The sequence below is a fragment of the Dysosmobacter segnis genome, assembly GCF_014297285.1.
GTDB lineage: Bacteria > Bacillota > Clostridia > Oscillospirales > Oscillospiraceae > Oscillibacter > Oscillibacter segnis.
The window spans coordinates 1-22,102 of sequence record NZ_JACOQI010000017.1 but is presented as its reverse complement, the minus strand read 5'-3'; the positions used below and the strand labels follow the sequence as shown (position 1 = coordinate 22,102).

Below are 22,102 nucleotides of genomic sequence, written 5' to 3'. Positions count from 1 at the left end.
GGGTTACTCCTTCAGCGCGGAGACCTCCGCCGTGATCTTGTCAGCCAGTTCCGTCAGGCGGCTGTCCTCATACTGCCGGTAGTTCAGGGTGCGGATATCCTCAGCAGCGCTGCGGATGGCATCCAGATGACCCCGGAACTGCTCAAAGCGGCGGATCAGGCCGGTCTTGTCCTCGATCTCCTGCATGGCGGCCTCCGCCCGGACGATCACGTCCCGGACGCCCTGACGGGAGATGCCTTCGTTTTCAGCGATCTCAGACAGGGAGAGGTCCTCATTATAATAAAGATCAAAGAACTCCTTCTGACGGTCAGTCAGGAGTTCACCGTAGAAATCAAAGAGCATCGTCATCCGATAAGTCTGATTTTTCATGTTGAACTCCTTTCCTGTAAAGCTGTGACGCTTTACAACAGGAATCAGTTTACAGGATTTTTGCCGGAAAGTCAAGGGGAAAATGGAGAAAAACCCGGAAAAATTCAAGGAAATTTACAGTTGCACCAGGATGAACAGGCAGATATACTGTATAAGGAAGAAAGGGGAGACACCAGATGATGATTTTCGACGGACATGCGGACCTCTTATATGATGTGACCAAGTGGCGGCAGGCCGGGGAGGACCGTGTCTTTGAACGGCGTCACCTGCCGAGATTACAGGCGGGGCAGATCGGCGGCCTGGGGCTTTCCATCTGGACAACGGTGGAACAGGACTCCATCTGGTCCGCTCACCCGGACTGGGACGGCTGGCGGCGGACGGAGGAGATGATGGCCCGCGCTCGGGAGGAACTGGCAGAGTGCCCCTGGCTGGCGCTGGTACGGACGGCGGCGGAGGCCCGGAAAGCGCAAACGGAGGGAAAGCTGTTCGCCTTTTTGAGCGTGGAGGGCATGGAGCCGGTGGGTGACCGGCTGGAGCGGCTGGAACAGTATGCACAGTGGGGCGTCCGAATGGGGATGCTGACGTGGAACGAGGAAAACCTGCTGGCCTGCGGCGCCGGCGGCGATCCGGACAAGGGCCTGACGGCGCTGGGCCGGGAGGCGGTCCGGCGGATGCAGCGGCTGAACATCCTGCCGGATGTATCCCACACCAGTGACCGCAGCTTTTGGGATATTATGGATCTGGCGGAGGGGCCGGTGATCGCCTCCCACTCCAACTGCCGGGCCTTGTGCGATGTTCGCCGGAACCTGACGGATGAGCAGCTTCGCGCCATCCGGGATACCGGCGGTGTGGTGGGGGTCAACGTGTCCCACAACTTTGTACATAAGGAGCCCCGGCAGCAGACGGCGGCTATGCTGGCCCGTCATGCCGCCCACATGGCGGAGGTGATGGGGCCGGAGCATGTGGCCTGCGGCTTTGACTTTTGCGAGTATTTCGGCCCCGGTTATGAGGGGTGCGAGGGCATGGAGGACTGCGGTCAGGCTCAGAATTTCATTTTTGAGCTGGAACGGATCGGCTTTTCGGAGGCGGAGCGGCAGGCCATCGCATCGGAAAATCTCCTGCGGGTGCTGGAATAAAAAAGAATCGTTTTATGCGGAAAAACTGGCGGGAGACCGCCGGTTTTTCCGCTTTTTGCGCACAGTGGCAAAAATGATGGAGAGGCCCACAGAAAAAGGTTTGAATTATTCATATATTTGACATATAATAAGCTCTGTATTGACATTGAACGGGCTGCCTGCGCGGTCCATAAGGAGTTGATGATTTGGAAGCGACACGCATCCGGCTGGCAGAGGGCGTCCACCTGACCTATCTGCCGGCGAGAAAATTCAAAACCAGTCTGCTTTCCGCACAGTTCGTCACGCCCCTGCGGCGGGAGACGGCGGGAGCCAACGCATTGCTGGCGGCGGTGCTGCGGCGGGGTACGGTAAGCTGTCCCGATATGGGAGCGCTTTCCGCAAAGATGGACAACCTCTACGATGCCTCCATCGACTACACAGTGCGAAAAAAAGGCGAAAACCAGTGCGTGGGCTTTGTGGCCAGCTTTATTGACGATCGGTACGCTCCCGACGGCGAACGGCTGCTGGAACCGGCGGCGGCGCTGCTGGGCGAGCTGATCTGCGATCCTGTCACCTACCACGGCCGGTTTGTGCCGGAGTATTTTGAAAGCGAAAAGACCAATCTGCTGGAGGCCATCCGGTCTCTCATCAACGATAAGCGGGATTGGGCGGACAGCCGTCTGCTGCGGGCGTTGTGCGACGGAGAGGCCTACGCCGTGCCCCGTCTGGGCGACGAGGAGACGGTGGACAAGCTGCAAGCGCTGAAGGTCTATACCCAGTACCGCGATCTGATCTCCACAGCGCCGCTGGAGATCATATACAGCGGCAGCGCCGATCTGGAACGGGTAAAGCAGGCGTTGGCGGCGGCATTTGCCACCCTGCCCCGTGAGGAGGTCCGGGTGATCTCCACGGCGGCGCCCCACGTCTGCCGGGAATCCGTGCAGCATGTGGAGGATGTGCTGGACGTGACCCAGGGCAAGCTGGGCATGGGTTTTTCCTGCGGCAGTGACGATATGCCCGCTCTGCTGATGGGTAATACCCTCTTCGGCGGCTCCAGCAACTCCAAGCTGTTTTTGAACGTCCGGGAGAAGCTGTCCCTCTGCTATTACGCGTCCTCCCTCTACCACCGGCAGAAGGGCCTCATCACCGTGTCCTCCGGCATTGAGTTCCAGAACTATCAGCGGGCTTACGATGAGATCATGGCCCAGATGGAGGCGGTTCAGAAGGGTGAGCTGGAGGACTGGGAGCTGGAAGGCGCCCGCTCCACGCTGCTGAACAACTATGCAACTGTTGGCGATTCTCAGGGCAAGCTGGAAAACTTTTATCTGGGGCAGGCTGCCACAGGGCAGCATGAGACCCCGGCGGACCTGGCCCGCGCCATTCAGGATATGACGGCGGAACGGATCTGCCGGGCCATGAGCACCGTGAAGCTGGATACGGTGTATTTCCTGAAGGGGAAGGAGGGGGAAGCGTGAAAGAGACTTTTTATGAGCGGATCGGCGAGGCAGTCTGCCGGGAACGGCTGACCAACGGACTGGAGGTCTGCGTGGTGCCTAAGCCCGGCTACGCCAAAAAGTACGCCTTTTTCTCCACCCGCTACGGCGGTATGGATACCCGGTTCTGTCTGGACGGGCAGTGGCTGAACACCCCGGCGGGCATCGCCCATTATCTGGAGCACAAGATGTTCGACACCCGGGAGGGCAACGCCTTGCAGGAGCTGGCGAAAAACGGCGCGGAGCCCAACGCCTTCACCTCCAACGCCATGACGGCCTACTATTTCGATTCCACGGAGCATTTTGAGGAAAACCTGCGGATCCTGCTGTCCTTTGTGTCCATTCCCTATTTCACCGACGAGAGCGTTGCCAAGGAGCAGGGCATCATCGGTCAGGAGATCCGCATGATCGAGGACAACCCCGACTGGCAGATCTACACCCGGATGCTGCGGGCCATGTATCATCGCCATGCGGCCCGCACCAGCATTGCCGGTACAGTGGAGAGCATTGCCGAAATCACCGCGGACACGCTGTATGACTGCCATAAGGCATTTTATACCCCGGCCAACATGATTTTGACGGTGGTGGGCGACGTGGACCCGGTCCATGTGATCGATCTGGCCAACCGGGTGCTGCCCAAGCTCAGCGGCCCCATCATTGAGCGGGATTACGGCACGGAGCCGGAGACCGTGGCGGAGAAGGAGACCGTTCTGGAGATGGAGGTCTCCGCACCGCAGTTCCTGGCGGGCTTCAAGTGTGCCCCGGCGACGGAGGGCGACGATTATATGCGCGCCGCCATTCTGGGTGACATGGCCAGCGATATTCTGATGGGGGAGTCCAGCGCGCTGTATCAGCGGCTTTATGAGCAGGGCCTCATCAACCCCAGCTTCGGCGGTGCCTTTGAGATGATGCCCGGCGTGGCTTATCTCTACGCCGGCGGCGACAGCAAGGATGCCAATGCCGTCACCGACGCCATCCTGCGGGAGGCTGCCCGCATCGCGGCGGAGGGCGTGGACGAAGACTACTTCCGGCGAATCCGCAAGGCATCCTTCGGCGCCAATCTCCGGGGACTGAACTCCTTTGAGAACATCGCTGTGACCTTGACGGAGGGCTATTTCCACGGCTATGATCCCCTCCGCTTCCCGGAGGTATTTGAATCCATCACGCCGGAGGACGTTGCGGCGTTCCTGAAAACCAATGTCACGGCGGAGCGGATGGTCCTCAGCCGGATCGTGCCGAAACAATAAGTCTTTGGGAAGAGACGAAAAGGCCCGTTGGGTCTCTTGCAGAAAACATATGCGGCGGGGTAAACTCTTTGCCGCCGAAAGGAAGAACCTGTTGTGAGCGCACTGAAAAACATGCCCATCAGCTTCCCCGGCCTGTTCGGGGATTGGGAATTGAACATTGACCCGGTGGCCATCCATATCGGCCACGGAATCTACTGGTACGGGATCATTCTGGCATTTGCCATGCTGGCGGGGCTGTATCTCTGCATGAAGCAGGCCAAACACTATGGCCTGACTGAGGACAACATTATGGACATGGTGCTCTGGGCGGTGCCCTGCTGCATCATCGGTGCCCGGTTCTATTATGTTCTGTTCTATCTGGACCTTTACCGGAATACGGACGGCAGCCTGGATTGGGGTGCCATGTTCCGGATCTGGGACGGCGGACTGGCTATTTACGGCGCGGTGATCGCAGGCGTATTGGTGGCATTGGCCTACACAAAGCGCCATAAGCTTCCGTTCTTTGCCATGGGCGATGTAGCGGTGATGGGCCTGCTGTTAGGCCAGATCATCGGCCGGTGGGCCAATTTCATCAATCGGGAGGCTTTCGGCGGGGAGACTACCCTGCCCTGGCGGATGAAGCTGTGGGTCAGCCAGTATACCAGCATCGAGGTCCATCCTACCTTTTTCTATGAGAGCTTTTGGAATCTGATCGGCCTGCTGCTGATCCTGTTCATCGTGTCCAAGGGCCGTCGGTTTGACGGGGAGAACACCTGGTTCTATTTCCTGTGGTACGGTCTGGGCCGCAGCTGGATCGAGGGCCTGCGGACCGACAGCCTGTACCTCTTCAACTGGGAGCTGTTCGGACAGAGAATCCGGGTGTCTCAGGCGCTGAGTATTGTGATGGTGGCGGTGGCAGCCTTTATGCTGTTCTATAATATCCGCATCAAGAAGCGGTCGCCGGAGAGCCTGTGGGTCCATCAGGTGGCGGCAGAAAAAGCGCGTCTGGCCGCTGCGGAAGCGGAGGACGCCGTGTTGGCGGAGACCCTTATGAACGAAGTGCCTACGGAGGGAGAAGCGGCGGACCCGTTGGAGACGGAGGCTGTGGAGTCCCCTGACGCCGAGACCGTTCCGGATACGGAAACACAGGAGAAACCGGAAAAGGGAGAGACGCATGGCAACGAGAATTGACGGAAAAGCCCTTGCGGCCAAGGTAAAGGCCCAGGTAGCGGAGAAAGCCGCCAAGCTGCCCCGTCAGCCGGGGCTGGCGGTGGTGCTGATAGGGGAGGACCCCGCCTCGCAGGTCTATGTCCGGGGTAAGGAAGCGGACTGTGGAGAGTGCGGCATCCGCAGCTTTCCCTACCGGCTCCCGGCGGAGACCACCCAGCAGGAACTGCTGGACCTCATTGAAAAACTGAATCGTGATCCGGCGGTGGACGGCATTCTGGTGCAGCTGCCCCTGCCCGAGCCCTTGGAGGAGGCGGCGGTAATCGCTGCCATCGCCCCGGAAAAGGATGTGGACTGCTTCCATCCCTACAACGTGGGGCGGCTGAACATCAGCGATCCGGTGTTCCAGCCCTGTACCCCGGCGGGAGTTATGGAAATGCTGCGGGAATATGGCATTTCCCCGGCGGGAAAGCGGTGTGTGGTGCTGGGCCGCAGCAACATCGTGGGCAAACCCATGGCAGCGCTGCTGACTCAGGCGGACGGCACCGTGACGCTGTGCCATTCCAAAACGCCGGACTTGGCGGACATCACCCGGCAGGCGGATATTTTAGTATCCGCCGTTGGAAAGGTGAATTGCGTTACCGTCGACATGGTGAAGGATGGCGCAGTGGTCATTGACGTGGCCATGAACCGGAACGAGGCCGGAAAGCTCTGCGGGGATGTGGATTTTGCCGCCGTGGAGCCGAAGGCGTCCTACATTACCCCGGTTCCCGGCGGTGTTGGCCCCATGACTCGGGCTATGCTCATGCGGAATATCCTGACCGCCGCGGAGGCTCATTTGAAATAACGGTATTTCAACAAAAAACTTCTCCAGTTTGACTGGAGAAGTTTTTTGCTATGCAAAAGCACAGAAAAATAAAAAATGTGCCATTTCCTCGCCCCTGCGGGGCAACCGGAAATGATGCACGAAAACTTCACGCACTGGCATTTGTGCATGTTCGTGGCGCGCTGCTCATGCATGAAGTTTTGTGCTTAGATCAGATCCCCCTGAACGTTAGACCGAATCGGACAGGAGGCCAGAATTTCTGCCTGGATCCGTTCATATTCCGAGGGGGTGCGGAACCGGCGAAGCTGCTTATTCAGCTTTTCCGCGTCATCAAACAGATGGATCAGGTAGAACCACACCTCCCGCATCCGCTGGGCGGCAGTGGGGACCTGCCCCTGATAGAAGTCCGTATAGCCCTGATACAGCGCAGCCAGAAAGTCTGTCAATTCCTTCCGGTCGGTGCCCTTGCCGCCCCGGAGCTTCCGGGCCAGCGCCGGATCCGCCACCAGTCCCCGGCCGATCATCACATGCGTGACCGTCGGGAACCGAGTCTCCAAGACCCGGACCTCATCCGCTGTCCGCAGATCGCCGTTGTAGCACACGGGATTCCGGCTGTTTGCCAGTGCGTCGGTAAATGTGTCCAGATGGACAGGCCCCCGGTATTTTTCCTTCCGCACACGGGGATGGACGGTGAGACAGGCGATGGGATAGCGGTTGTAGAGGTCCAGCAGAGCGGCAAATTCCTCCGGCGTCTCATAGCCCAGCCGGGTCTTGACGGACACCGGCAGGGGATTTTTGGAAAACACCTCATCAAAAAAGGCGGCCAGTTCGTCCGGATGGGCCAGAAACCCGGAGCCCTTGCCCTTGGCGGTAACGGTGCCGGAGGGGCAGCCCAGATTCAGATTGACCTCCGTGTAGCCCATGTCCTTGAGGACGTTGCAGGCCCAGAGGAAATCGTCGGCGTTTTTCGTCATCACCTGCGGCACCGAGGGGAGATTGGCGTTGTGGATATAGTCCACTTCACGGAGATCCCGGGGTGTCATCAGATGGTGGGGGGTGGGGGAGAAAAAGGGAATGAAATAGCGGTCTACGCCGCCGAAAAACTGGCTCCACACCTGACGGAACACGATTTTGGTGATGCCGTCCAGTGGGGCGAAGTCGATCGTCTGGATCATACCAGTCTCGCTTCCCATTCCGTGGCGCGGAAGCCGGTGAGAACGAAGTTCTCACCCACCAGCAGAGGGCGCTTCACCAGCATCCCGTCGGTGGCCAGCAGAGCGAGCTGCTCCGCCTCGCTCATGGCGGGCAGCTTCTCCTTCAGGCCGAGGGCCTTGTATTGCAGACCGCTGGTGTTGAAAAACTTTTTCAGAGGCAAACCGCTTTTCTGATACCACGCGGTCAGCTCCTCGGCGGTGGGGTTGTTCTGCTTGATGTCCCGCAGATCATAGGAAATGCTCCGTTCCTCCAGCCAGGCCTTGGCCTTCTGGCAGGTGGAGCACTTGGGATAGCACAAAAACAGCATAGCGTTCTCCTTTTGTCAAGAACAGGGCAGTCCGATGGACTGCCCTGTTTGTAATTGGGGATTATTCAAAGGAAATGATATAGTAGTATACAGGCTGACCGCCGGAGAGCACGCTGATCTCCGCATCAGGGCAGACGGCCTGAAACCGGGTGCCTGCGGCCTGAGCGGCCTCCTCGGTGACATCCTCACCGTAGTACAGGGAGATGAAGGAGGCGTCCTTCCCTTCCTCCGCCAGCTTTTCCAGCAGAGCGTCCAGCTGGGTGTCGGTACCGAACAGCTTGCCTTCCTTCAGGGCCAGATAGTCGCCCTGATGGATCTCGAAGCCATCGAAATCGGAATCCCGGGCGGCATAGGTGATCTGGGAGGTGGTGACGGTGGACAGCGCTTCAGTCATGGCCTCCGTAATAGATGCGACCTCCGCCTCCGGGTCTACGTTCATCATGGCGGTGATGCCCTGGGGAACAGTCTTGCTGGGGATGACCACCACGTTTTTCTCCGTCAGGCCCTGGCACTGTTGGGCAGCCATGATGATGTTGCCGTTGTTGGGCAGAACAAACACGGTCTCAGCGGGGACCTGATCGATCCCGGCCAGAATACTCTCCGTGGAGGGGTTCATGGTCTGACCGCCGGAAACCACGGCGTCGCAGCCAAGATCCCGGAACACGGCGGCAAGGCCGTCGCCGGCGCAGATGGCCAGAAAGCCCACGGCCTTTTCAGGGGCGGCTACCTTGTGGCCGCTTTCTCCGTTTTCCAGTTCTTCCTCAATGGCGTCCAGATCATCGGTGCTCTGGGCGGTCTGGCCAGCGGCCAGCGCGTCGGCCTGAGAGCGCATATTCTCAACCTTCGCCAGCTCCAGTGTGCCGTATTTCTGGGATTCCGTCAGGGCCGCGCCGGGAATGTCGGTATGGACATGGACCTTGAAGGTCTCGTCATCCTCGCCGATGACCAGACTGTCGCCAATGCTGCTGAGATAAGCCCGCAGGGGCATGAGGTCGATGTCCTCCCGGGCCTTGCGCACCACATACACGGTGTCGAAGGTAAAGGTGATCTCCTCCTGCGCCATAGCGTTGAAGTCAGCCTTTTCCTTGTGCGTTTCAGGCTCCTCCATGCTTTCGGGAATGGGCTCGCCGCGGAGCTCTGCCAGCATACCCTCCAGAATCAGCAGGTAGCCCTTACCGCCTGCGTCTACCACGCCGGCCTTTTTCAGCACCGGGTTCATGTCCGTGGTCTGGGCCAGGGCGTCGTAGCCCTCTTCAATGGCGGCGGCTAAGGTGGCCTCCACATCGGCCCCCTCGGCGGCGGTGTCCACCGCCCGCTTGGCAGCGAGGCGGGAAACCGTCAGCACCGTGCCCTCGGCGGGCTTCATAACGGCCTTATAAGCGGCGGCCACACCTTCCTGCATGGCGGCGGCGAAGGCGGCGGCATCAGCGGTCTCCATGCCCTTCAGAGCCTTGGAAAGGCCCCGGAACAGCAGGGAGAGGATGACGCCGGAGTTGCCCCGGGCACCCTGAAGCAGAGCGGAGGCGGTGACGGAGGACGCCTGTCCCACAGAGGCGGGAGCGGCCTTGCGCAGCGCCTCGGCAGCGGTGGCGATGGTCATGGACATATTGGTGCCCGTGTCACCGTCCGGCACGGGGAATACATTAAGATCGTTGATGGCCTGCTTCTGGGCCGTGATAGCGGCGGCCCCGTGCAGGATCATCTGCTTGAAAAGCGCGCCGGTGATTTCTTTACTCATTCTTCTGCTGTCCTCCTCACAGGATCATGGAATCTACGAACACATCCACAGCGCGGACCTCCGCACCGGTGTTCTTATTCACCACGTAGCGTACCTCGTTCATGATGGAGCGGCACACTGCGGGAATGTTGACGCCGTTTTCCACGATGATGTGGAGCTCAATGGAAATGGATTCGTCCTCGTTATAGATCACGTTGACGCCCTTGCTCATGGCCTCCCGCCGCAGCAGATGGACCAGACCGTCCGTCATGGAGCGGTAGGCCATGCCCTTCACACCGAAGCAGTTGGTGGCAGCCATGCCGGTAATGTTGGAAAAAACAGCGCTGGAGACGGAGATCTCGCCCTGTTCCGAATGAAATTTCAGCATAGGATAACCTTCCTTTCCGCTGCTCCGACGCAGAGCGCACTTTCGGAGCATAATTATCAGGCTACTATTATATATGATTTCTTTCAAAAGTACAAGATAAAAAAGGAAACTGCCTCATTTCCGCAGAAAAGTCCAAAGCGCCTGCCATTTCCGGCAGACGCTTTGCGGCTTATTTCAGAGTTTCACTGTTGTTCAGCACCGGGGCGCTGTAAAGGAACAGCACATCCTGATCGGTGAAGGTCAGGTACTTTCCCATCTGGCTGCTGGGGAGGTAGCGGATGTCCGCCAGCGTCACCTTGGCATAGCCGGGGACCAGCAGAGGGGCCAGAGAGCTGCCGAAGGAGTCCCGGAAGATCACCAGTTCCCGGTCTGTATCCGCATTGGGATTTTCAATGGTCAGCAGCGACACGGACCCGGAGAGGAACAGCTCGTAGGGGTCCTTGCCGGCACCTTTTGCCAGATCATAAATAGGCCCGGTCTTACCAGTCTCGTAATTGTACACCGTGCAGGCGTCCAGAAGGTCGCTGGTGAGGTAAGTCAGCCGGTCCGGCTCCATGGGCAGGGCGGCGTAGCCGTAATACACGCCGTAATATGGCCGGTCCAGTGTCCATTCTGTATAGCGGCTGTCCGGCAGCGCGGCGCCCATGGCGGCGGCCAGCGTATCCGCTGTGGTCAGCAGATTTTCCTGCCGCCAGTGGGAATCGGTGCGGTAGTAGTCATCTGCGGTTAGCGTGCCGAACAGGTCGATATACGCGGCGAACTCCGTCTGCTTCCGGAGAGCGTCCGTCAGGGCCTGATAGTCCAGAGCGGGATAGCCGTTGGCCTCCGCCAGAAAATAATTCTTGTCGGGGATCACGGAGAGGTAGACCTTGGCGTTGGTCCCGGCCATGAGGGTCTCGTAGAGATAGCGGAACCGGTCGGCAGCGTGGGCAACGGAGTCTTCATTCAGGGGGTATTCCAGCTTGGCGGCAGAGCCGTCTGCCAGATAGACGCCGTTGTTGTCCTTCTGGCCGAACACATACAGCCCCATCAGGGCTTTCAGGGTGCGGAACTGCTCCCGCAGAGGAAACTGGTCCGTGGCGTAATCCTCGTAGCCGGACATGAATTTGCCGGAGAGATAGCTGCTTGCGGACAATTCCGGCATCTGGGCCAGCGGGCGGCGCTCACTGGTGGAGAGCGCATCGGCGGGCTTGACCGCCGCCCAGATGCCAAAACCCAGAACAAACGCGGACAGGAGCCCCACCGTGAGAATGCTTTTCCATTTTTCAAACATGGCGGGACCTCCTTTAAAAGCGGAAATACAGGAACGGGTTGAAGGACCCGTCCACCAGATAGGCGGTGACCACCGCCAGCAGGGCCAGCAGCACCACCGGCTCCACAACGGACATGATCTTTTTGCCGGGGCCATCCTCGGAGAACTGCCGGACGATCTTGGCGGGCAGTGGTGTAGCGCCCACGATTGCTACAAGGAACACGCCGGAGTAGCTGTCAAAATAATAGCGGGCCAGAACGTCGGAACGGGGCAGCCCACCCAGGCCAAACAGGGAACCGATGGTACGGAAGGCGTCCGACACACTGGCGGCATCAAAGATAACGAAGCTGACTGCGATCAGCAGCAGAACATAGAGATGCTTCAGGAATCGTGTCTGGGCCAGAGCTTCGCCGTACCAGAGCTTTTCCGCCGTCAGGAACACGGCAAAGAACAGCCCCCACAGGATGAAGGTCCATGCCGCGCCGTGCCACAGGCCCGTCAGCAGCCAGACAATGAAAATGTTGCGGAACCATTTGGCCTTGGAGACCCGGTTGCCGCCCAGCGGGATGTACACATAGTCCCGGAACCAACTGCCCAGGCTCATGTGCCACCGCCGCCAGAACTCCGTGACGCTGGCGGAGATGTAGGGATAGTTGAAGTTTTCTATAAAATGGAATCCGAAGATGCGGCCCAGACCGATGGCCATATCGCTGTAACCGGAAAAGTCGAAGTAAAGGTGCAGCACATAGGCTGCGGCGTAAAGCCAGACGAACAGGACGGAGACGTTCGCGGCGCTCTTGTAGGCGGAGATCAGTTCGTAGAGGACATTGGCCAGCAGCACCTTTTTGGAAAGGCCGAGGATGAAGCGGCGGGCGCCGTAGGCAGCATCGGCCAGCGTGTGGGTGCGATGCTTCAACTGGGGAGCGATGTCCGCGTATCGGACGATGGGCCCGGCGATGAGCTGGGGGAACATGGCCACATACGCGGCAAGGTCAATGAGATTCCGCTGGGCAGTCACATCGCCCCGGTATACGTCGATGACGTAGCTCAGAATTTGGAAGGTGTAAAAGCTGATGCCGATGGGCAGGGCCACATGGAGCAGCGGGAGGGACAGCCCGGTGAGGGTGTTGAAGCCGCTGATGAAAAAGTCGGCGTACTTGCAGTAGCCCAAAAGTCCCAGACTGACAACGGCGGAGGCCCACAGGCACAGCTTGGCCCGTTTGGGCCGGTCGCGGAATTTTTCAGCCAGCAGGCCGAATACATAACCCTGTACGATGGCAATGACCATGAACACCACGAAGCGGGGCTCACCCCAGGCATAGAAAAACAGACTGCTGAGCAGCAGCACTGTATTTTTCAGCCAGCCGGGGACCAGAAAGTACAGGATCAGGACGCAGGGTAAAAAGGTATAGAGAAACGGAATACTGGAAAACAGCATAGGGCAACTCCAAAATTGAATTTCACAGCGTCCGCACGATTCGGTGCGGACGCTGTGAGAAAAGCGGAAACGTTACAGGATCGCCTCGTCATAAGCGATGGTGCTGTCGGAATAGGTGGCGGTGAACTTGTCGCGGAAGGTGTTCACCAACTCCTCGTCGCCGTACAGGGACACCACATACTGATCGTAGGTGAAGATCACCAGCTTGTCAGGGAAGCCGCACATCCACTGCTTAGACTGGATGGCATCCCGCAGGTCGCTGGCAACGGTCTCCACATCGTCCTTGCTGGTGACGTGGAAAGCGCCGCAGGTGAAGGTGTTGGCGTTCATCATGTGGCTGAGGGAGGCGGCACCGTCGATCTTACCGGCATCCTCCACGGGCAGGGTCAGCATGTAGTTCAGATTGTCGGCGTCGGCAATGCTCACGGCGCCGGGGGCGTCCTCCACGGGATTTTCATAGTCGCCGCCGGCAGCTGGGAACTTCTCGTCGTCGGAGTGAGCGTCCCACACGGCGGTCAGCAGAGCGGTGGCGTCAGCGGGCACGCTGGAATCGCCATTACCGGCGGTGTTGTCCTTCTTGCCGCAGGCGGTGAGGGTCAGGGCCAGCGCGAGAGCCAGCGCCAAGGAAGTGATTTTTTTCATGTGTGTTCTCCTTGCAGAAAGTTTTTTGAATGGTCGCCGAGGCGGCACCGTATACCATAGACGCAGGGGAACGAAAAAAGTTCCCGAAAATTTGAAGAAATTTTTTCCGGGGAAAAATTGCGCCTGTTTGGTAGTATACCATAGAATTCTGGTTTTGAAACGGGTTTTCGGCGGTTTTCAGGCCCGGAAAGCGGTTTTGACACAGGGAAGCGTCGGCCGCGGGAGCGTTAAAAAGGGCGGGATGGCAAAGAATTTGCACGGTTTCTGAGAATTTCGCGCTTTTTTTCTCCAAAGCAGTTGACGGATGAAAGCACCTATGTTAAAATTCAGACAATGTGCGATTTATTATGTTGGAAGAATTTCAGATAGGAAAGGAAGAGACACCAATATGTACCGAATCGTGAGAAAAGAGGCACTGAGGCCCACCGTAACTCTCTATGAGATCGAAGCGCCCCTCATTGCCAAAAAGGCTCAGCCCGGTCAGTTTATCATCCTGCGGACGGATGAAAACGGCGAGCGTATCCCCATCACCATCAACGCCTATGATCCCGAAAAGGGCACCGTCACCATCATTGTTCAGACGGTTGGTGCCACCACTGTGAAGCTCAGCCACATGAAGGAAGGCGATTGCCTGGCAGACTTCGTGGGACCTCTGGGCAAGCCCACCGAGACCGAGGGCAAGAAGAAGGTCGCCGTTGTGGGCGGCGGCGTGGGCTGCGCCATTGCGTATCCCGTGCTGAAGAAGTTCCATGACGATGGCGCTGAGGTCCATGCCATCGTGGGCTTCCGCTCCGAGGATCTGGTGATCCTGGAGGAGGACTTCAAGAAGTCCAGCGACAAGCTGATCGTCTGCACCGATGACGGTTCCTATGGCCGCAAGGGTCTGGTCACCGAGGCTCTGAAGGAGCTGATCGACGCCGGCAACCAGTATGATGAAGTGTTCGCCATCGGCCCCATGGTGATGATGAAGTTCGTCTCCAAGACCACGGAGCCTTACGGCATCCCCACCACCGTTTCCATGAGCCCCATCATGATCGACGGCACCGGCATGTGCGGCGGCTGCCGCCTGTCCGTGGGCGGCGAGATGAAGTTCGCCTGCGTGGACGGTCCTGACTTTGACGGTCACAAGGTGGACTGGGATCTGGCAGTCAAGCGGAACCAGATGTATAAGGACTTCGAGGCCCACAAGTACGAGGAGACCTGCAACCTGTTCAAGAAGGAGGCCGAATAACCATGGCCAATATGTCTTTGAAGAAGAATCCCATGCCCTCTCAGGACCCCAACGTCCGGAACAAGAACTTTGACGAGGTCGCTCTGGGCTACACCGAGGAGCAGGCTCTGGATGAAGCCACCCGCTGCCTGAACTGCAAGAACAAGCCCTGCATGCAGGGCTGCCCCGTGATGGTACATATCCCTGATTTCATTGCCGAGGTCGCCAAGGGCGATTTCGAGGCCGCTTATCAGATCATCGCCGCTACCTCCGCTCTGCCCGCTGTTTGTGGCCGTGTCTGCCCCCAGGAGAGCCAGTGCGAGAAGTACTGCGTCCGCGGCATCAAGGGCGAGCCTGTGGGCATCGGCCGTCTGGAGCGCTTCGTGGCCGACTGGCACCGTGAGCATGCTTCCGGCGCTGCGGAGAAGCCCGCTTCCAACGGCCACCGTGTGGCTGTGGTGGGTTCCGGTCCCTCCGGCCTGACCTGTGCCGGCGACCTGGCCCGGAAGGGTTATGACGTCACCGTGTTTGAGGCTCTGCATCTGGCTGGCGGCGTTCTGGTGTACGGCATCCCCGAGTTCCGTCTGCCCAAGACCATCGTTCAGAAAGAAGTGGACGGCCTGAAGGAGCTGGGCGTTACCATCGCCACCGATACCGTCATCGGCCGTACCATCACCGTGGACGAGCTGATGGAGGAGCAGGGCTTCGAGGCCGTGTTCATCGGCTCCGGCGCTGGCCTGCCTATGTTCATGAACATCCCCGGTGTCAACTACAAGGGCGTCCTCTCCGCCAACGAGTTCCTGACCCGTATCAACCTGATGAAGGCCTATAAGCCTGATTCCGACACTCCCATCCAGCACCCCAAGAAGGTGGCTGTTGTGGGCGGCGGCAACGTGGCTATGGACGCCGCCCGCTGCGCAAAGCGTCTGGGCGCCGAGGTCTATGTGGTCTATCGCCGCGGCATGGAGGAGCTCCCCGCCCGTAAGGAAGAGGTGGAGCACGCCGAGGAAGAGGGCATCATCTTCAAGACCCTCAACAATCCTGTGGAGATCATGGCCGACGAGAACGACAATGTCAACAAGATCCGCTGCATCAAGATGGAACTGGGCGAGCCTGACGCCTCCGGCCGCCGCCGTCCTATTGAGGTTCCTGGCAGCGAGTTCGAGCTGGACGTGGACTGCGTTATCATGGCTCTGGGCACCAGCCCCAACCCCCTGATCAAGTCCACCACCAAGGGTCTGGAGATCAACAAGAAGGGCGGCATCGTGGTCAACGAGGACGGCCTGACCTCCCGCGAGCACGTTTACGCTGGCGGCGACGCCGTGACCGGCGCTGCTACCGTCATTCTGGCCATGGGCGCAGGCAAGACTGCTGCCAAGGCCATCGATGAGGCTCTCAGCAAGTAAAGAATCCTATTATAAAAAAATCCTGCCGCATTGCGGCAGGATTTTTTTATAAGGAGTGTTGAGCTTGAATGGAGAACTTTGCACGGAAACCTGAAGCGGTCAGCCTGCGGGTTCCAGTGCCGGCGCGTCCGGTTGGGAGCCGCCGTAGGCGGTGAGGGAGAGGAGGTAATGCTGCGGCCAACAATGCAAGCACGTATGCTTCATAAAATCCACCCCACATCTGTTTTTGAGAACAGCATATGGGGTGGATTTTATGTCAACTATAATTCGGTTACAATGGACAACGTTTTTCAATCTGCGGAAAGCAACGAGTCCAGCTGCGTCTGTGCTGCCTCTACGTCAAAGAGAAACTGATAGGACACGGCGGAATCCACGCCGCTGGTGTAGTCCGGGGCCACATACAGCAGCTGATAGAAGGTGTCCTTCCAGATCTGCTGATGAGCTCCCGCCCAGAGGACGCCCCGGAGGGTGCCGCTGGAAGCGCTCCGGTCAGTCTGCGGAAGAGTGAGGTCCGCAATGGGATAGATAGCCATAATGTCCATCCGGGCGGACTGTTCCTCGGCAGAGGCGATGTAAGCATCCACCAATGCCTGATCCTCCTGAAGCGGGAGCTGTCCCTTCAGCCACTTGGCAGCATTCCGACATTCGGATTCCCAAGCACCGGCCCAACTGTCGGCCACGGCGTTCATCTCTGCCGTGGAGGAACCGACATCCACACCTTCAAAGAAGCGGTCGATGGGATTGGCCTCATCGTCCCCGGATTCTGGGGCTGTGTCGTCCAGCGCGGCGTTTTCCTCAGTCAGATCCTTGTTTTCTTTGGTAAGATTGTCCCGTTCAGCCTCCAAAGCCAATATCTGCTGGCGGAGGGCTTCGTTTTCCTGTCGGAGCGCGGCATCGGAGTTGCCGCAGGCGGTGAGGGAGAGAACAAAGAGCAGGGACAGTGCGGCAATCAACTTTTTCATGGCGCCTCCTTATTTATTGGGCAGGTCCACTACCGTGACCGTGTGGCCGGTATGGGGGAGGAACACGTTCAGAAGGTCGGCGGTGGCCATTCGCAGGCTGCCGGTGTTCAGGCAGGGATGGCAGCCGAACTGCGCCGCCTCGTAGGTTTCCCGGTCCATCAGCAGCCGGACCCGATGCTCCGTGTCATAGGCCAGTCCTAAAACGCTGGCGGAGCCGGGGGTGCAGTGGATCAGCTCTTCCATCAGTTCCGGCGGGGCGAAGGAGAGACGGGAGGAGCCGATCTGGGCGCTGAGGTCCTTGGTGTGAAAGGGCTTGTCCTCCGGCATGGTCAGCAGGTAGAAATCAGTCTTTTGGCGGTTGCAGAGGAAAAGGTTTTTGCAGATGCGGATGCCCAGCGCGTCAGAAATGGCGGCGCAGGCCTCCATGGTCTCGGCAGGCTCGTGCTCTACCCGGCTGTACGGGATGTGGAGCTGGTCCAACAGGGCGAAGCTCTCCAGAACCTTTTCAGGGCCTTGGGTGGGGGAGGTGGTGTAAATTTCAGAAACGGTCATCATCAGCCCTCCGTTTCGCTCAGCAGTTTTTCACCGGCCCGGTAGATGTCGCCCGCGCCTACGGTAAGGATCAGGTCGCCGGGGCGGGCCAGCTCCCGCAGCTGGGCAGTTACCTTATCTAAAGTAGAGCAGTAGACGCTGCCGGGAATGTTCCGGGCCAGATCAGCGGAGGAAATACCCATGGTGTTCTGCTCACGGGCGGCGTAGATCTCCGCCAGAACTGCCACATCTGCCAACTTCAATTCCTCCACGAACCGGTCAAACAGCTTGGCCGTGCGGGAATAGGTGTGGGGCTGGAAGGCCACCACCAGCCGCTGATAGCCAAGCTGGCGGGCCATGGTCAAAAGGGCGTGAAGCTCATCGGGATGGTGGGCGTAGTCATCGTAGACCTTGGCACCGTGATACTCCCCCTTGTACTCAAAGCGGCGGCCCGCGCCGGTAAAGCCGGCCAGACCGGTTTCCACGGCGCTGCCGGGCAGACCCAGCACATAGGCGGCGGAGGCGGCGGCCAGAGCGTTGCAGATGTTGTGCTCGCCACCCACCTTCAATTCCACATGGGCGTAGACCTCGCCGTGGATCACAATGTCAAAGCTGGGGAGACCGTCGGTCCAGGTGATGTGCTCCGCGCGGCAGTCGGCCTTGGGATCGTGGAGGCTGAACCAGAACAGAGGGCGGTCCAGACCATTCAGAGCTGTTCTGGCGCTGGCGTTATCATAGTTGGCAACCACATGACCGGTCTCCTGCGGTACTAGCTCCGCAAAGGAGCGGAAGGAATGCTGGATGTCCCCCAGATCCTTGAAGAAATCCAGATGGTCGGCCTCTACGTTCAGAATCACCGCCACAGTGGGATAAAAGCTGAGAAAGCTGTTGCAGTATTCACAGGATTCCAGAATAATGGTGTCGCCGTGGCCCACCCGGTAGCCGGAGTGGAGCAGAGGCAATGTGCCGCCGATCATCACGGTGGGGTCCTGCTCCGCCGCCATAAAAATGTGGGTGCACATGGAGGTGGTGGTGGTTTTGCCGTGGGTGCCGGAAACGCACAGGGCGTTGGGGTATTTCCGCATCAGGGCGCCCCAGGCCTGCGCCCGCTCATAGACGGGGATGCCCCGGGCGATGGCCCCGGCGATCTCCGGGTTGCCGTCATGGACGGCGGCGGTGCGGATCACAAAATCGCAGTCACCTAAGTTTTCCGCGTTGTGGCCGATGGCAACGGAAATGCCCTTGGAGCGCAGATGCTTGACGGAATCACTCTCCGTCATATCGGAGCCCTGCACCAGCAGACCCTTACCGGCCAGCACCTCTGCCAGCGGACACATGGACACGCCGCCGATGCCTACCAGATGGGCGCGCTTGCCGGGAACCAGAAATTCGGAAATGGGCTTGGGATTGTTCATCATATAAAGGCTCTTCCTTTCAAAAAACGCCGTGATTGCGTGACGGCGGAAAATGGTGTATAGTAGTACCGATTCCAAATCAACTTATTATAGTATGTGTTTTTGGAAAATGCAACTGAAAGGGGCGGGAAATATGCGGGAAAAACGAGTGAACTTAAAAATTCCTGCCTATGTGCGGGAAACGCTGACGGCACTGGAGACGGCGGGCCATCAGGCGTACTGCGTGGGCGGCTGCGTCCGGGACAGCCTGCTGGGCCGGATGCCGGAGGATTGGGACGTCACCACCTCCGCGCTGCCGGAGGAGACCATGAAGGTTTTCGGCGACCAGGCTATTCCCACGGGACTGAAGCACGGTACGGTGACCGTCTGCTGTCAGGAGGGCAAAGTGGAGACCACCACCTTCCGCCGGGATGGCGCTTACGCCGACCACCGTCATCCGGAACAGGTCACGTTTACCCCTGATCTGACAGAAGATCTGGCCCGCCGGGATTTTACCGTCAACGCCATGGCAACAGACCTTCGAGGGACGGTGTATGACCCCTTCGGCGGACAGGCGGACCTGCAAGAGGGAATTTTGCGCTGCGTGGGCGATCCGGAGCGGCAGTTTTCGGAGGACGCCCTGCGGATCCTGCGCTGCCTGCGGTTTGCGGCGGTGCTGGGCTTTTCCATCGAACCGGAAACCGGCAAGGCACTGATGACCTGTCGGAACTTGCTGCGGGAGATGGCCCCGGAGCGTGTTCACGAGGAACTGACGAAGCTGCTCTGCGGCCCGTGGGCAGCGTCCGTCCTGCGGCGGTACCCGGACGTGATCGGCGCGGGGCTGCCAGAGATCCTGCCGATGGTGGGGTTTGACCAGCGGAACCCCCACCACTGTTATGACGTATGGGAGCACACGCTTCATGCTCTGGACGCCGCGCCGCCGGACTCGGTGCTCCGCTGGGCGGTGCTGTTTCACGATATGGGTAAGCCGGAGTGCTTCGCCTTGGACACGCAGGGCATCGGACATTTCATGGGACACGGCGTGGTTTCCCGCCGCATTGCCGACGGCGTCATGGACCGGCTTCGGTTCGACAATGCCGCTAAGGAACGGATCGGTGAGCTGGTGGAGTGGCATGATCACCGGGTGGAGACGGAAAAGGGCATCCGCCGGATGCTGAACCGCTTCGGAGAACGGAATTTCCGGTACCTTCTCGCCATCCAGCGGGCGGACAACATGGGGCAGGCGGAGGAATTCCGTGGCCGGCAGAAGGAGATCGACCGGATCGAGGCCATGCTGGACCGGGAACTGGAAAAGGGAAGTTGCTTTTCTCTGAAGCAGCTGGCGGTGAACGGAAACGATCTGCTGGGACTGGGACTGTCCGGCCCGGCGGTGGGCCGGACGCTGCAAGGGCTATTGGACCAGGTCATGGACGGAACGCTGCCCAATGACCGGGATGCGCTGCTGACGGCGGCCGGAAAAATCAGATGAGATCCACGCACAGCTTTGCGTCGGCGTCATACGCTGGGGCAAGGGGGTGCGTGGATTTTGCTGTTTGGAATCATCGGCGGTGACCGCCGACAGGAGGAATTGCTGGCGCTGCTGCGCCGGGACGGATACACAGTGGCGGCCTGCGGCGTGGCCGGAGAAATGGATTGGGACGCTGCCGTAGCGGCGGAGGTGGTGATTTTGCCGCTGCCGCTGTGCAAGGAGGGGGATACCCTGAACATAGAAGGCCCGCGGCGGGGCGCGGGGGCACTGTTCCGCCAGCTTCGGCGGGATCAGCTGATCCTGGCGGGACAGGTGAAGCCTGCCCAGGCAGCCCTTGCGGCGGAGTTGGACCTGAAGCTTGTCGACTATTTCCGACGCGAAGAATTGACAGTGGCCAATGCCGCCGCCACGGCGGAGGGAACAGTCCAGGTGATTTTGGAACGCTTGGAACGGTCGCTGCTGGGGAGTCGGTGTTTGGTGCTGGGCTTTGGGCGCATCGGAAAGCTGCTGTGCCACCGACTGACGGCCATGGGCGCCCATGTGACGGCAGCGGCTCGGCGTCCGGAGAGCCTTGCGTGGGCCAAGGCGTATGGCTATAAAGCAGCGGACATTGGAAAGCTGGAAGGGAATTTGGGAGCATTTGATGTGGTGGTCAACACCGTCCCGGAGCCGATCTTCGGTGAGGACCGTCTGCGGGAATTGAAGCCAGGCTGCCTCTGCGTGGATGTGGCGTCCGTTCAGGGAATCGATTTGAGCGCCGCCGAGGCTTTGGGATTGGAATGTATCTGGGCCAGAGGCCTGCCGGGAAAGCTGATGCCCAAAACGGCGGGAGCCGTGATCCGGGACACGGTCTATACTATTATAAAAGAACAGGGGGTCATTTTATGAGAACGGAGCGGGTGGGCTTTGCCCTGTGCGGGTCCTTTTGCACTCACGAAAAGGCGCTTGCGGCGCTGAAACGGCTGACGGAAGAATATGAGACGGTCATTCCCATCGTGTCGGAGAACGCCGCTTTTACGGATACGCGGTTCGGAACGTCCGACGCACTGCTGGAGCAGCTGGAGGAATTGACAGGCCATGAGGTACTCTACGATATTCCGTCGGTGGAGCCGCTGGGACCAAAGGGGATGATCGACGTGCTGGTCATCGCTCCCTGTACCGGCAACACATTGGCGAAGCTGGCCCACGGCATCACCGATACGGCAGTGACCATGGCAGCCAAATCCCATCTGCGGTGCGGCAGGCCTGTGGTGATCGCCTTTTCCACCAATGACGGCCTTTCCGCCTCGGCGAAGAACATCGGGGAGCTGTTGAATCGGAAGCATTATTACTTTGTACCCTTTGGACAGGATGATCCGGAGAAGAAGCCTGCATCCTTGGCGGCGGATTTTGGGCTGATCGGAAAAACAGTAGAGGCAGCACTGGAGGGAAAACAGCTTCAACCGCTGCTCTTAAAGTAGTTTTTTGAGGGGCCGGACACAGAAAAACGGTGTCCGGCCCTTTACATGAATTTGACAGCTGATTTACCTGATAAGGCAAAATGACGAAACGCGTCAAAAAATAGATAAGCACAGATGATGATAGCTATAATCAGCATTAGCTAGGTGTGGAAAATAATAACATTATGTAAACTATTTTAGGAGAGCCGGAAAAAAGTGAACAAACCGTCGAAAGACGTGTTGACTTTTCCTTGATCGTCTGGTATTCTAACTAAGCTGTTTGACGGCGATGAAGTGAATGAGTCGGGTGCTTGAAGATCTGAAAAGATCTGAAGAAAAATCTGAAAAAGATTTGAAAAAAGTACTTGACAAACGAAACTGAGCCTGATATAATAGTGACTGTTCCGCTTGAGGGACGTGCACCTTGTAAATTAAACAACGTGAGAAAAGAAAGCACCAGCGGAGCGAGCTTTTCACGAGGCTCGCGACGAAGTTGTGGGTGAATAGGCCGTAGTC

Annotated in this window: 22 protein-coding genes; 10 read left to right on the top strand and 12 right to left on the bottom strand. The window is 58.8% G+C overall.

The features are described from left to right. Positions 1-3 precede the first annotated feature (3 nt). Positions 4-369, bottom strand: a complete 366-nt coding sequence (ylxM, locus tag H8Z83_RS14240) for a YlxM family DNA-binding protein (protein WP_187015650.1) — start codon at positions 367-369, stop codon at positions 4-6. Between the two features lie 176 nt (positions 370-545). Here ylxM and H8Z83_RS14235 point away from each other — a divergent pair, with 176 nt between their 5' ends. The 5 genes from H8Z83_RS14235 to folD all read left to right on the top strand — a co-directional run bounded on the left by H8Z83_RS14235 (position 546) and on the right by folD (position 6,217). Next, complete coding sequence (locus H8Z83_RS14235) at positions 546-1,505, top strand: dipeptidase (RefSeq protein WP_187015649.1); 960 nt, start codon at positions 546-548, stop codon at positions 1,503-1,505. 185 nt (positions 1,506-1,690) lie between these two features. After that, a complete protein-coding gene (gene yfmF / locus H8Z83_RS14230) occupies positions 1,691-2,959 on the top strand; it encodes an EF-P 5-aminopentanol modification-associated protein YfmF (protein ID WP_187015648.1) in 1,269 nt (422 codons plus the stop codon). Continuing rightward, positions 2,956-4,224, top strand: coding sequence for an EF-P 5-aminopentanol modification-associated protein YfmH (gene yfmH, locus H8Z83_RS14225; protein WP_187015647.1), 1,269 nt, complete (start codon positions 2,956-2,958; stop codon positions 4,222-4,224). Before yfmF ends, yfmH begins: the two co-directional genes overlap by 4 nt. 93 nt (positions 4,225-4,317) lie before the next feature. Beyond that, positions 4,318-5,394, top strand: a complete 1,077-nt coding sequence (gene lgt, locus H8Z83_RS14220) for a prolipoprotein diacylglyceryl transferase (RefSeq protein WP_187015646.1) — start codon at positions 4,318-4,320, stop codon at positions 5,392-5,394. Continuing rightward, positions 5,378-6,217, top strand: coding sequence for a bifunctional methylenetetrahydrofolate dehydrogenase/methenyltetrahydrofolate cyclohydrolase FolD (gene folD / locus H8Z83_RS14215; RefSeq protein ID WP_187015645.1), 840 nt, complete (start codon positions 5,378-5,380; stop codon positions 6,215-6,217). Before lgt ends, folD begins: the two co-directional genes overlap by 17 nt. 185 nt (positions 6,218-6,402) lie before the next feature. On the opposite strand, the gene H8Z83_RS14210 is transcribed toward folD, so the two are convergent. From H8Z83_RS14210 to H8Z83_RS14180, 7 genes are all read right to left on the bottom strand, one after another. Further along, positions 6,403-7,371, bottom strand: a complete 969-nt coding sequence (locus H8Z83_RS14210; RefSeq protein WP_187015644.1) for a tRNA dihydrouridine synthase — start codon at positions 7,369-7,371, stop codon at positions 6,403-6,405. Continuing rightward, a complete protein-coding gene (locus H8Z83_RS14205) occupies positions 7,368-7,718 on the bottom strand; it encodes an arsenate reductase family protein (RefSeq protein WP_187015643.1) in 351 nt (116 codons plus the stop codon). Before H8Z83_RS14205 ends, H8Z83_RS14210 begins: the two co-directional genes overlap by 4 nt. 61 nt (positions 7,719-7,779) lie before the next feature. Then, positions 7,780-9,456 (bottom strand): DAK2 domain-containing protein, encoded by a 1,677-nt coding sequence (locus H8Z83_RS14200; RefSeq protein WP_187015642.1) that lies wholly within the window; start codon positions 9,454-9,456, stop codon positions 7,780-7,782. A 16-nt stretch (positions 9,457-9,472) separates the two neighbouring features. Beyond that, a complete protein-coding gene (locus H8Z83_RS14195) occupies positions 9,473-9,823 on the bottom strand; it encodes an Asp23/Gls24 family envelope stress response protein (protein WP_187015641.1) in 351 nt (116 codons plus the stop codon). 169 nt (positions 9,824-9,992) lie between these two features. After that, entirely contained in the window at positions 9,993-11,096 is a 1,104-nt protein-coding gene (locus tag H8Z83_RS14190) for an alginate O-acetyltransferase AlgX-related protein (RefSeq protein WP_187015640.1), read from the bottom strand. 13 nt (positions 11,097-11,109) lie between these two features. Then, positions 11,110-12,513 (bottom strand): MBOAT family O-acyltransferase, encoded by a 1,404-nt coding sequence (locus H8Z83_RS14185; RefSeq protein WP_187015639.1) that lies wholly within the window; start codon positions 12,511-12,513, stop codon positions 11,110-11,112. 72 nt (positions 12,514-12,585) lie between these two features. Further along, positions 12,586-13,155: a bacteriocin transport accessory protein gene (locus H8Z83_RS14180; protein WP_187015638.1), complete on the bottom strand. Its 570-nt coding sequence runs from the start codon at positions 13,153-13,155 to the stop codon at positions 12,586-12,588. Positions 13,156-13,543: 388 nt separating this feature from the next. On the opposite strand from H8Z83_RS14180, the gene H8Z83_RS14175 reads away from it, so the two are divergent. Both H8Z83_RS14175 and gltA read left to right on the top strand, forming a co-directional pair. After that, positions 13,544-14,386 carry a sulfide/dihydroorotate dehydrogenase-like FAD/NAD-binding protein gene (locus H8Z83_RS14175; RefSeq protein WP_187015637.1) on the top strand — a complete coding sequence of 281 codons (843 nt, stop codon included), beginning with the start codon at positions 13,544-13,546 and terminating at the stop codon, positions 14,384-14,386. 2 nt (positions 14,387-14,388) lie between these two features. Then, positions 14,389-15,771, top strand: coding sequence for an NADPH-dependent glutamate synthase (gene gltA / locus H8Z83_RS14170; RefSeq protein WP_187015636.1), 1,383 nt, complete (start codon positions 14,389-14,391; stop codon positions 15,769-15,771). A 290-nt stretch (positions 15,772-16,061) separates the two neighbouring features. On the opposite strand, the gene H8Z83_RS14165 is transcribed toward gltA, so the two are convergent. Genes H8Z83_RS14165 through murC form a run of 3 tightly spaced genes read right to left on the bottom strand, consistent with a single transcriptional unit; the run spans position 16,062 to position 18,682 of the window. After that, the gene (locus tag H8Z83_RS14165; protein WP_187015635.1) at positions 16,062-16,733 is read right to left on the bottom strand and encodes a hypothetical protein; all 672 of its coding nucleotides are present in this window, start codon (positions 16,731-16,733) and stop codon (positions 16,062-16,064) included. A gap of 9 nt (positions 16,734-16,742) precedes the next feature. Next, positions 16,743-17,285 carry a prolyl-tRNA synthetase associated domain-containing protein gene (locus H8Z83_RS14160; RefSeq protein ID WP_187015634.1) on the bottom strand — a complete coding sequence of 181 codons (543 nt, stop codon included), beginning with the start codon at positions 17,283-17,285 and terminating at the stop codon, positions 16,743-16,745. Positions 17,286-17,287: 2 nt separating this feature from the next. After that, complete coding sequence (murC, locus tag H8Z83_RS14155) at positions 17,288-18,682, bottom strand: UDP-N-acetylmuramate--L-alanine ligase (protein WP_187015633.1); 1,395 nt, start codon at positions 18,680-18,682, stop codon at positions 17,288-17,290. Between the two features lie 130 nt (positions 18,683-18,812). Between murC and H8Z83_RS14150 the strand changes: the two genes are divergently transcribed. Genes H8Z83_RS14150 through H8Z83_RS14140 form a run of 3 tightly spaced genes read left to right on the top strand, consistent with a single transcriptional unit; the run spans position 18,813 to position 21,607 of the window. Then, positions 18,813-20,147 (top strand): CCA tRNA nucleotidyltransferase, encoded by a 1,335-nt coding sequence (locus H8Z83_RS14150; RefSeq protein ID WP_187015632.1) that lies wholly within the window; start codon positions 18,813-18,815, stop codon positions 20,145-20,147. A 57-nt stretch (positions 20,148-20,204) separates the two neighbouring features. After that, positions 20,205-21,035 carry a dipicolinate synthase subunit DpsA gene (locus H8Z83_RS14145; protein WP_187015631.1) on the top strand — a complete coding sequence of 277 codons (831 nt, stop codon included), beginning with the start codon at positions 20,205-20,207 and terminating at the stop codon, positions 21,033-21,035. Then, a complete protein-coding gene (locus H8Z83_RS14140; protein WP_187015630.1) occupies positions 21,032-21,607 on the top strand; it encodes a dipicolinate synthase subunit B in 576 nt (191 codons plus the stop codon). The genes H8Z83_RS14145 and H8Z83_RS14140 overlap by 4 nt, the downstream gene beginning before the upstream one ends. 250 nt (positions 21,608-21,857) lie before the next feature. Here the strand turns inward: H8Z83_RS14140 and H8Z83_RS19415 are convergent. Beyond that, positions 21,858-22,102, bottom strand: a 245-nt coding sequence (locus H8Z83_RS19415) for a hypothetical protein (RefSeq protein ID WP_207732065.1), incomplete at its 5' end; no start/stop codon positions are given.

Bases quoted from the DNA above. Each gene is read 5' to 3' on its own strand.
- ylxM (WP_187015650.1), bottom strand. From the start codon at position 369: ATGAAAAATCAGACTTATCGGATGACGATGCTCTTTGATTTCTACGGT.
- H8Z83_RS14235 (WP_187015649.1), top strand. From the start codon at position 546: ATGATGATTTTCGACGGACATGCGGACCTCTTATATGATGTGACCAAG.
- folD (WP_187015645.1), top strand. From the start codon at position 5,378: ATGGCAACGAGAATTGACGGAAAAGCCCTTGCGGCCAAGGTAAAGGCC.
- H8Z83_RS14210 (WP_187015644.1), bottom strand. From the start codon at position 7,371: ATGATCCAGACGATCGACTTCGCCCCACTGGACGGCATCACCAAAATC.
- H8Z83_RS14205 (WP_187015643.1), bottom strand. From the start codon at position 7,718: ATGCTGTTTTTGTGCTATCCCAAGTGCTCCACCTGCCAGAAGGCCAAG.
- H8Z83_RS14200 (WP_187015642.1), bottom strand. From the start codon at position 9,456: ATGAGTAAAGAAATCACCGGCGCGCTTTTCAAGCAGATGATCCTGCAC.
- H8Z83_RS14195 (WP_187015641.1), bottom strand. From the start codon at position 9,823: ATGCTGAAATTTCATTCGGAACAGGGCGAGATCTCCGTCTCCAGCGCT.
- H8Z83_RS14190 (WP_187015640.1), bottom strand. From the start codon at position 11,096: ATGTTTGAAAAATGGAAAAGCATTCTCACGGTGGGGCTCCTGTCCGCG.
- H8Z83_RS14185 (WP_187015639.1), bottom strand. From the start codon at position 12,513: ATGCTGTTTTCCAGTATTCCGTTTCTCTATACCTTTTTACCCTGCGTC.
- H8Z83_RS14180 (WP_187015638.1), bottom strand. From the start codon at position 13,155: ATGAAAAAAATCACTTCCTTGGCGCTGGCTCTCGCGCTGGCCCTGACC.
- H8Z83_RS14175 (WP_187015637.1), top strand. From the start codon at position 13,544: ATGTACCGAATCGTGAGAAAAGAGGCACTGAGGCCCACCGTAACTCTC.
- gltA (WP_187015636.1), top strand. From the start codon at position 14,389: ATGGCCAATATGTCTTTGAAGAAGAATCCCATGCCCTCTCAGGACCCC.
- H8Z83_RS14165 (WP_187015635.1), bottom strand. From the start codon at position 16,733: ATGAAAAAGTTGATTGCCGCACTGTCCCTGCTCTTTGTTCTCTCCCTC.
- H8Z83_RS14160 (WP_187015634.1), bottom strand. From the start codon at position 17,285: ATGACCGTTTCTGAAATTTACACCACCTCCCCCACCCAAGGCCCTGAA.
- murC (WP_187015633.1), bottom strand. From the start codon at position 18,682: ATGATGAACAATCCCAAGCCCATTTCCGAATTTCTGGTTCCCGGCAAG.
- H8Z83_RS14150 (WP_187015632.1), top strand. From the start codon at position 18,813: ATGCGGGAAAAACGAGTGAACTTAAAAATTCCTGCCTATGTGCGGGAA.
- H8Z83_RS14140 (WP_187015630.1), top strand. From the start codon at position 21,032: ATGAGAACGGAGCGGGTGGGCTTTGCCCTGTGCGGGTCCTTTTGCACT.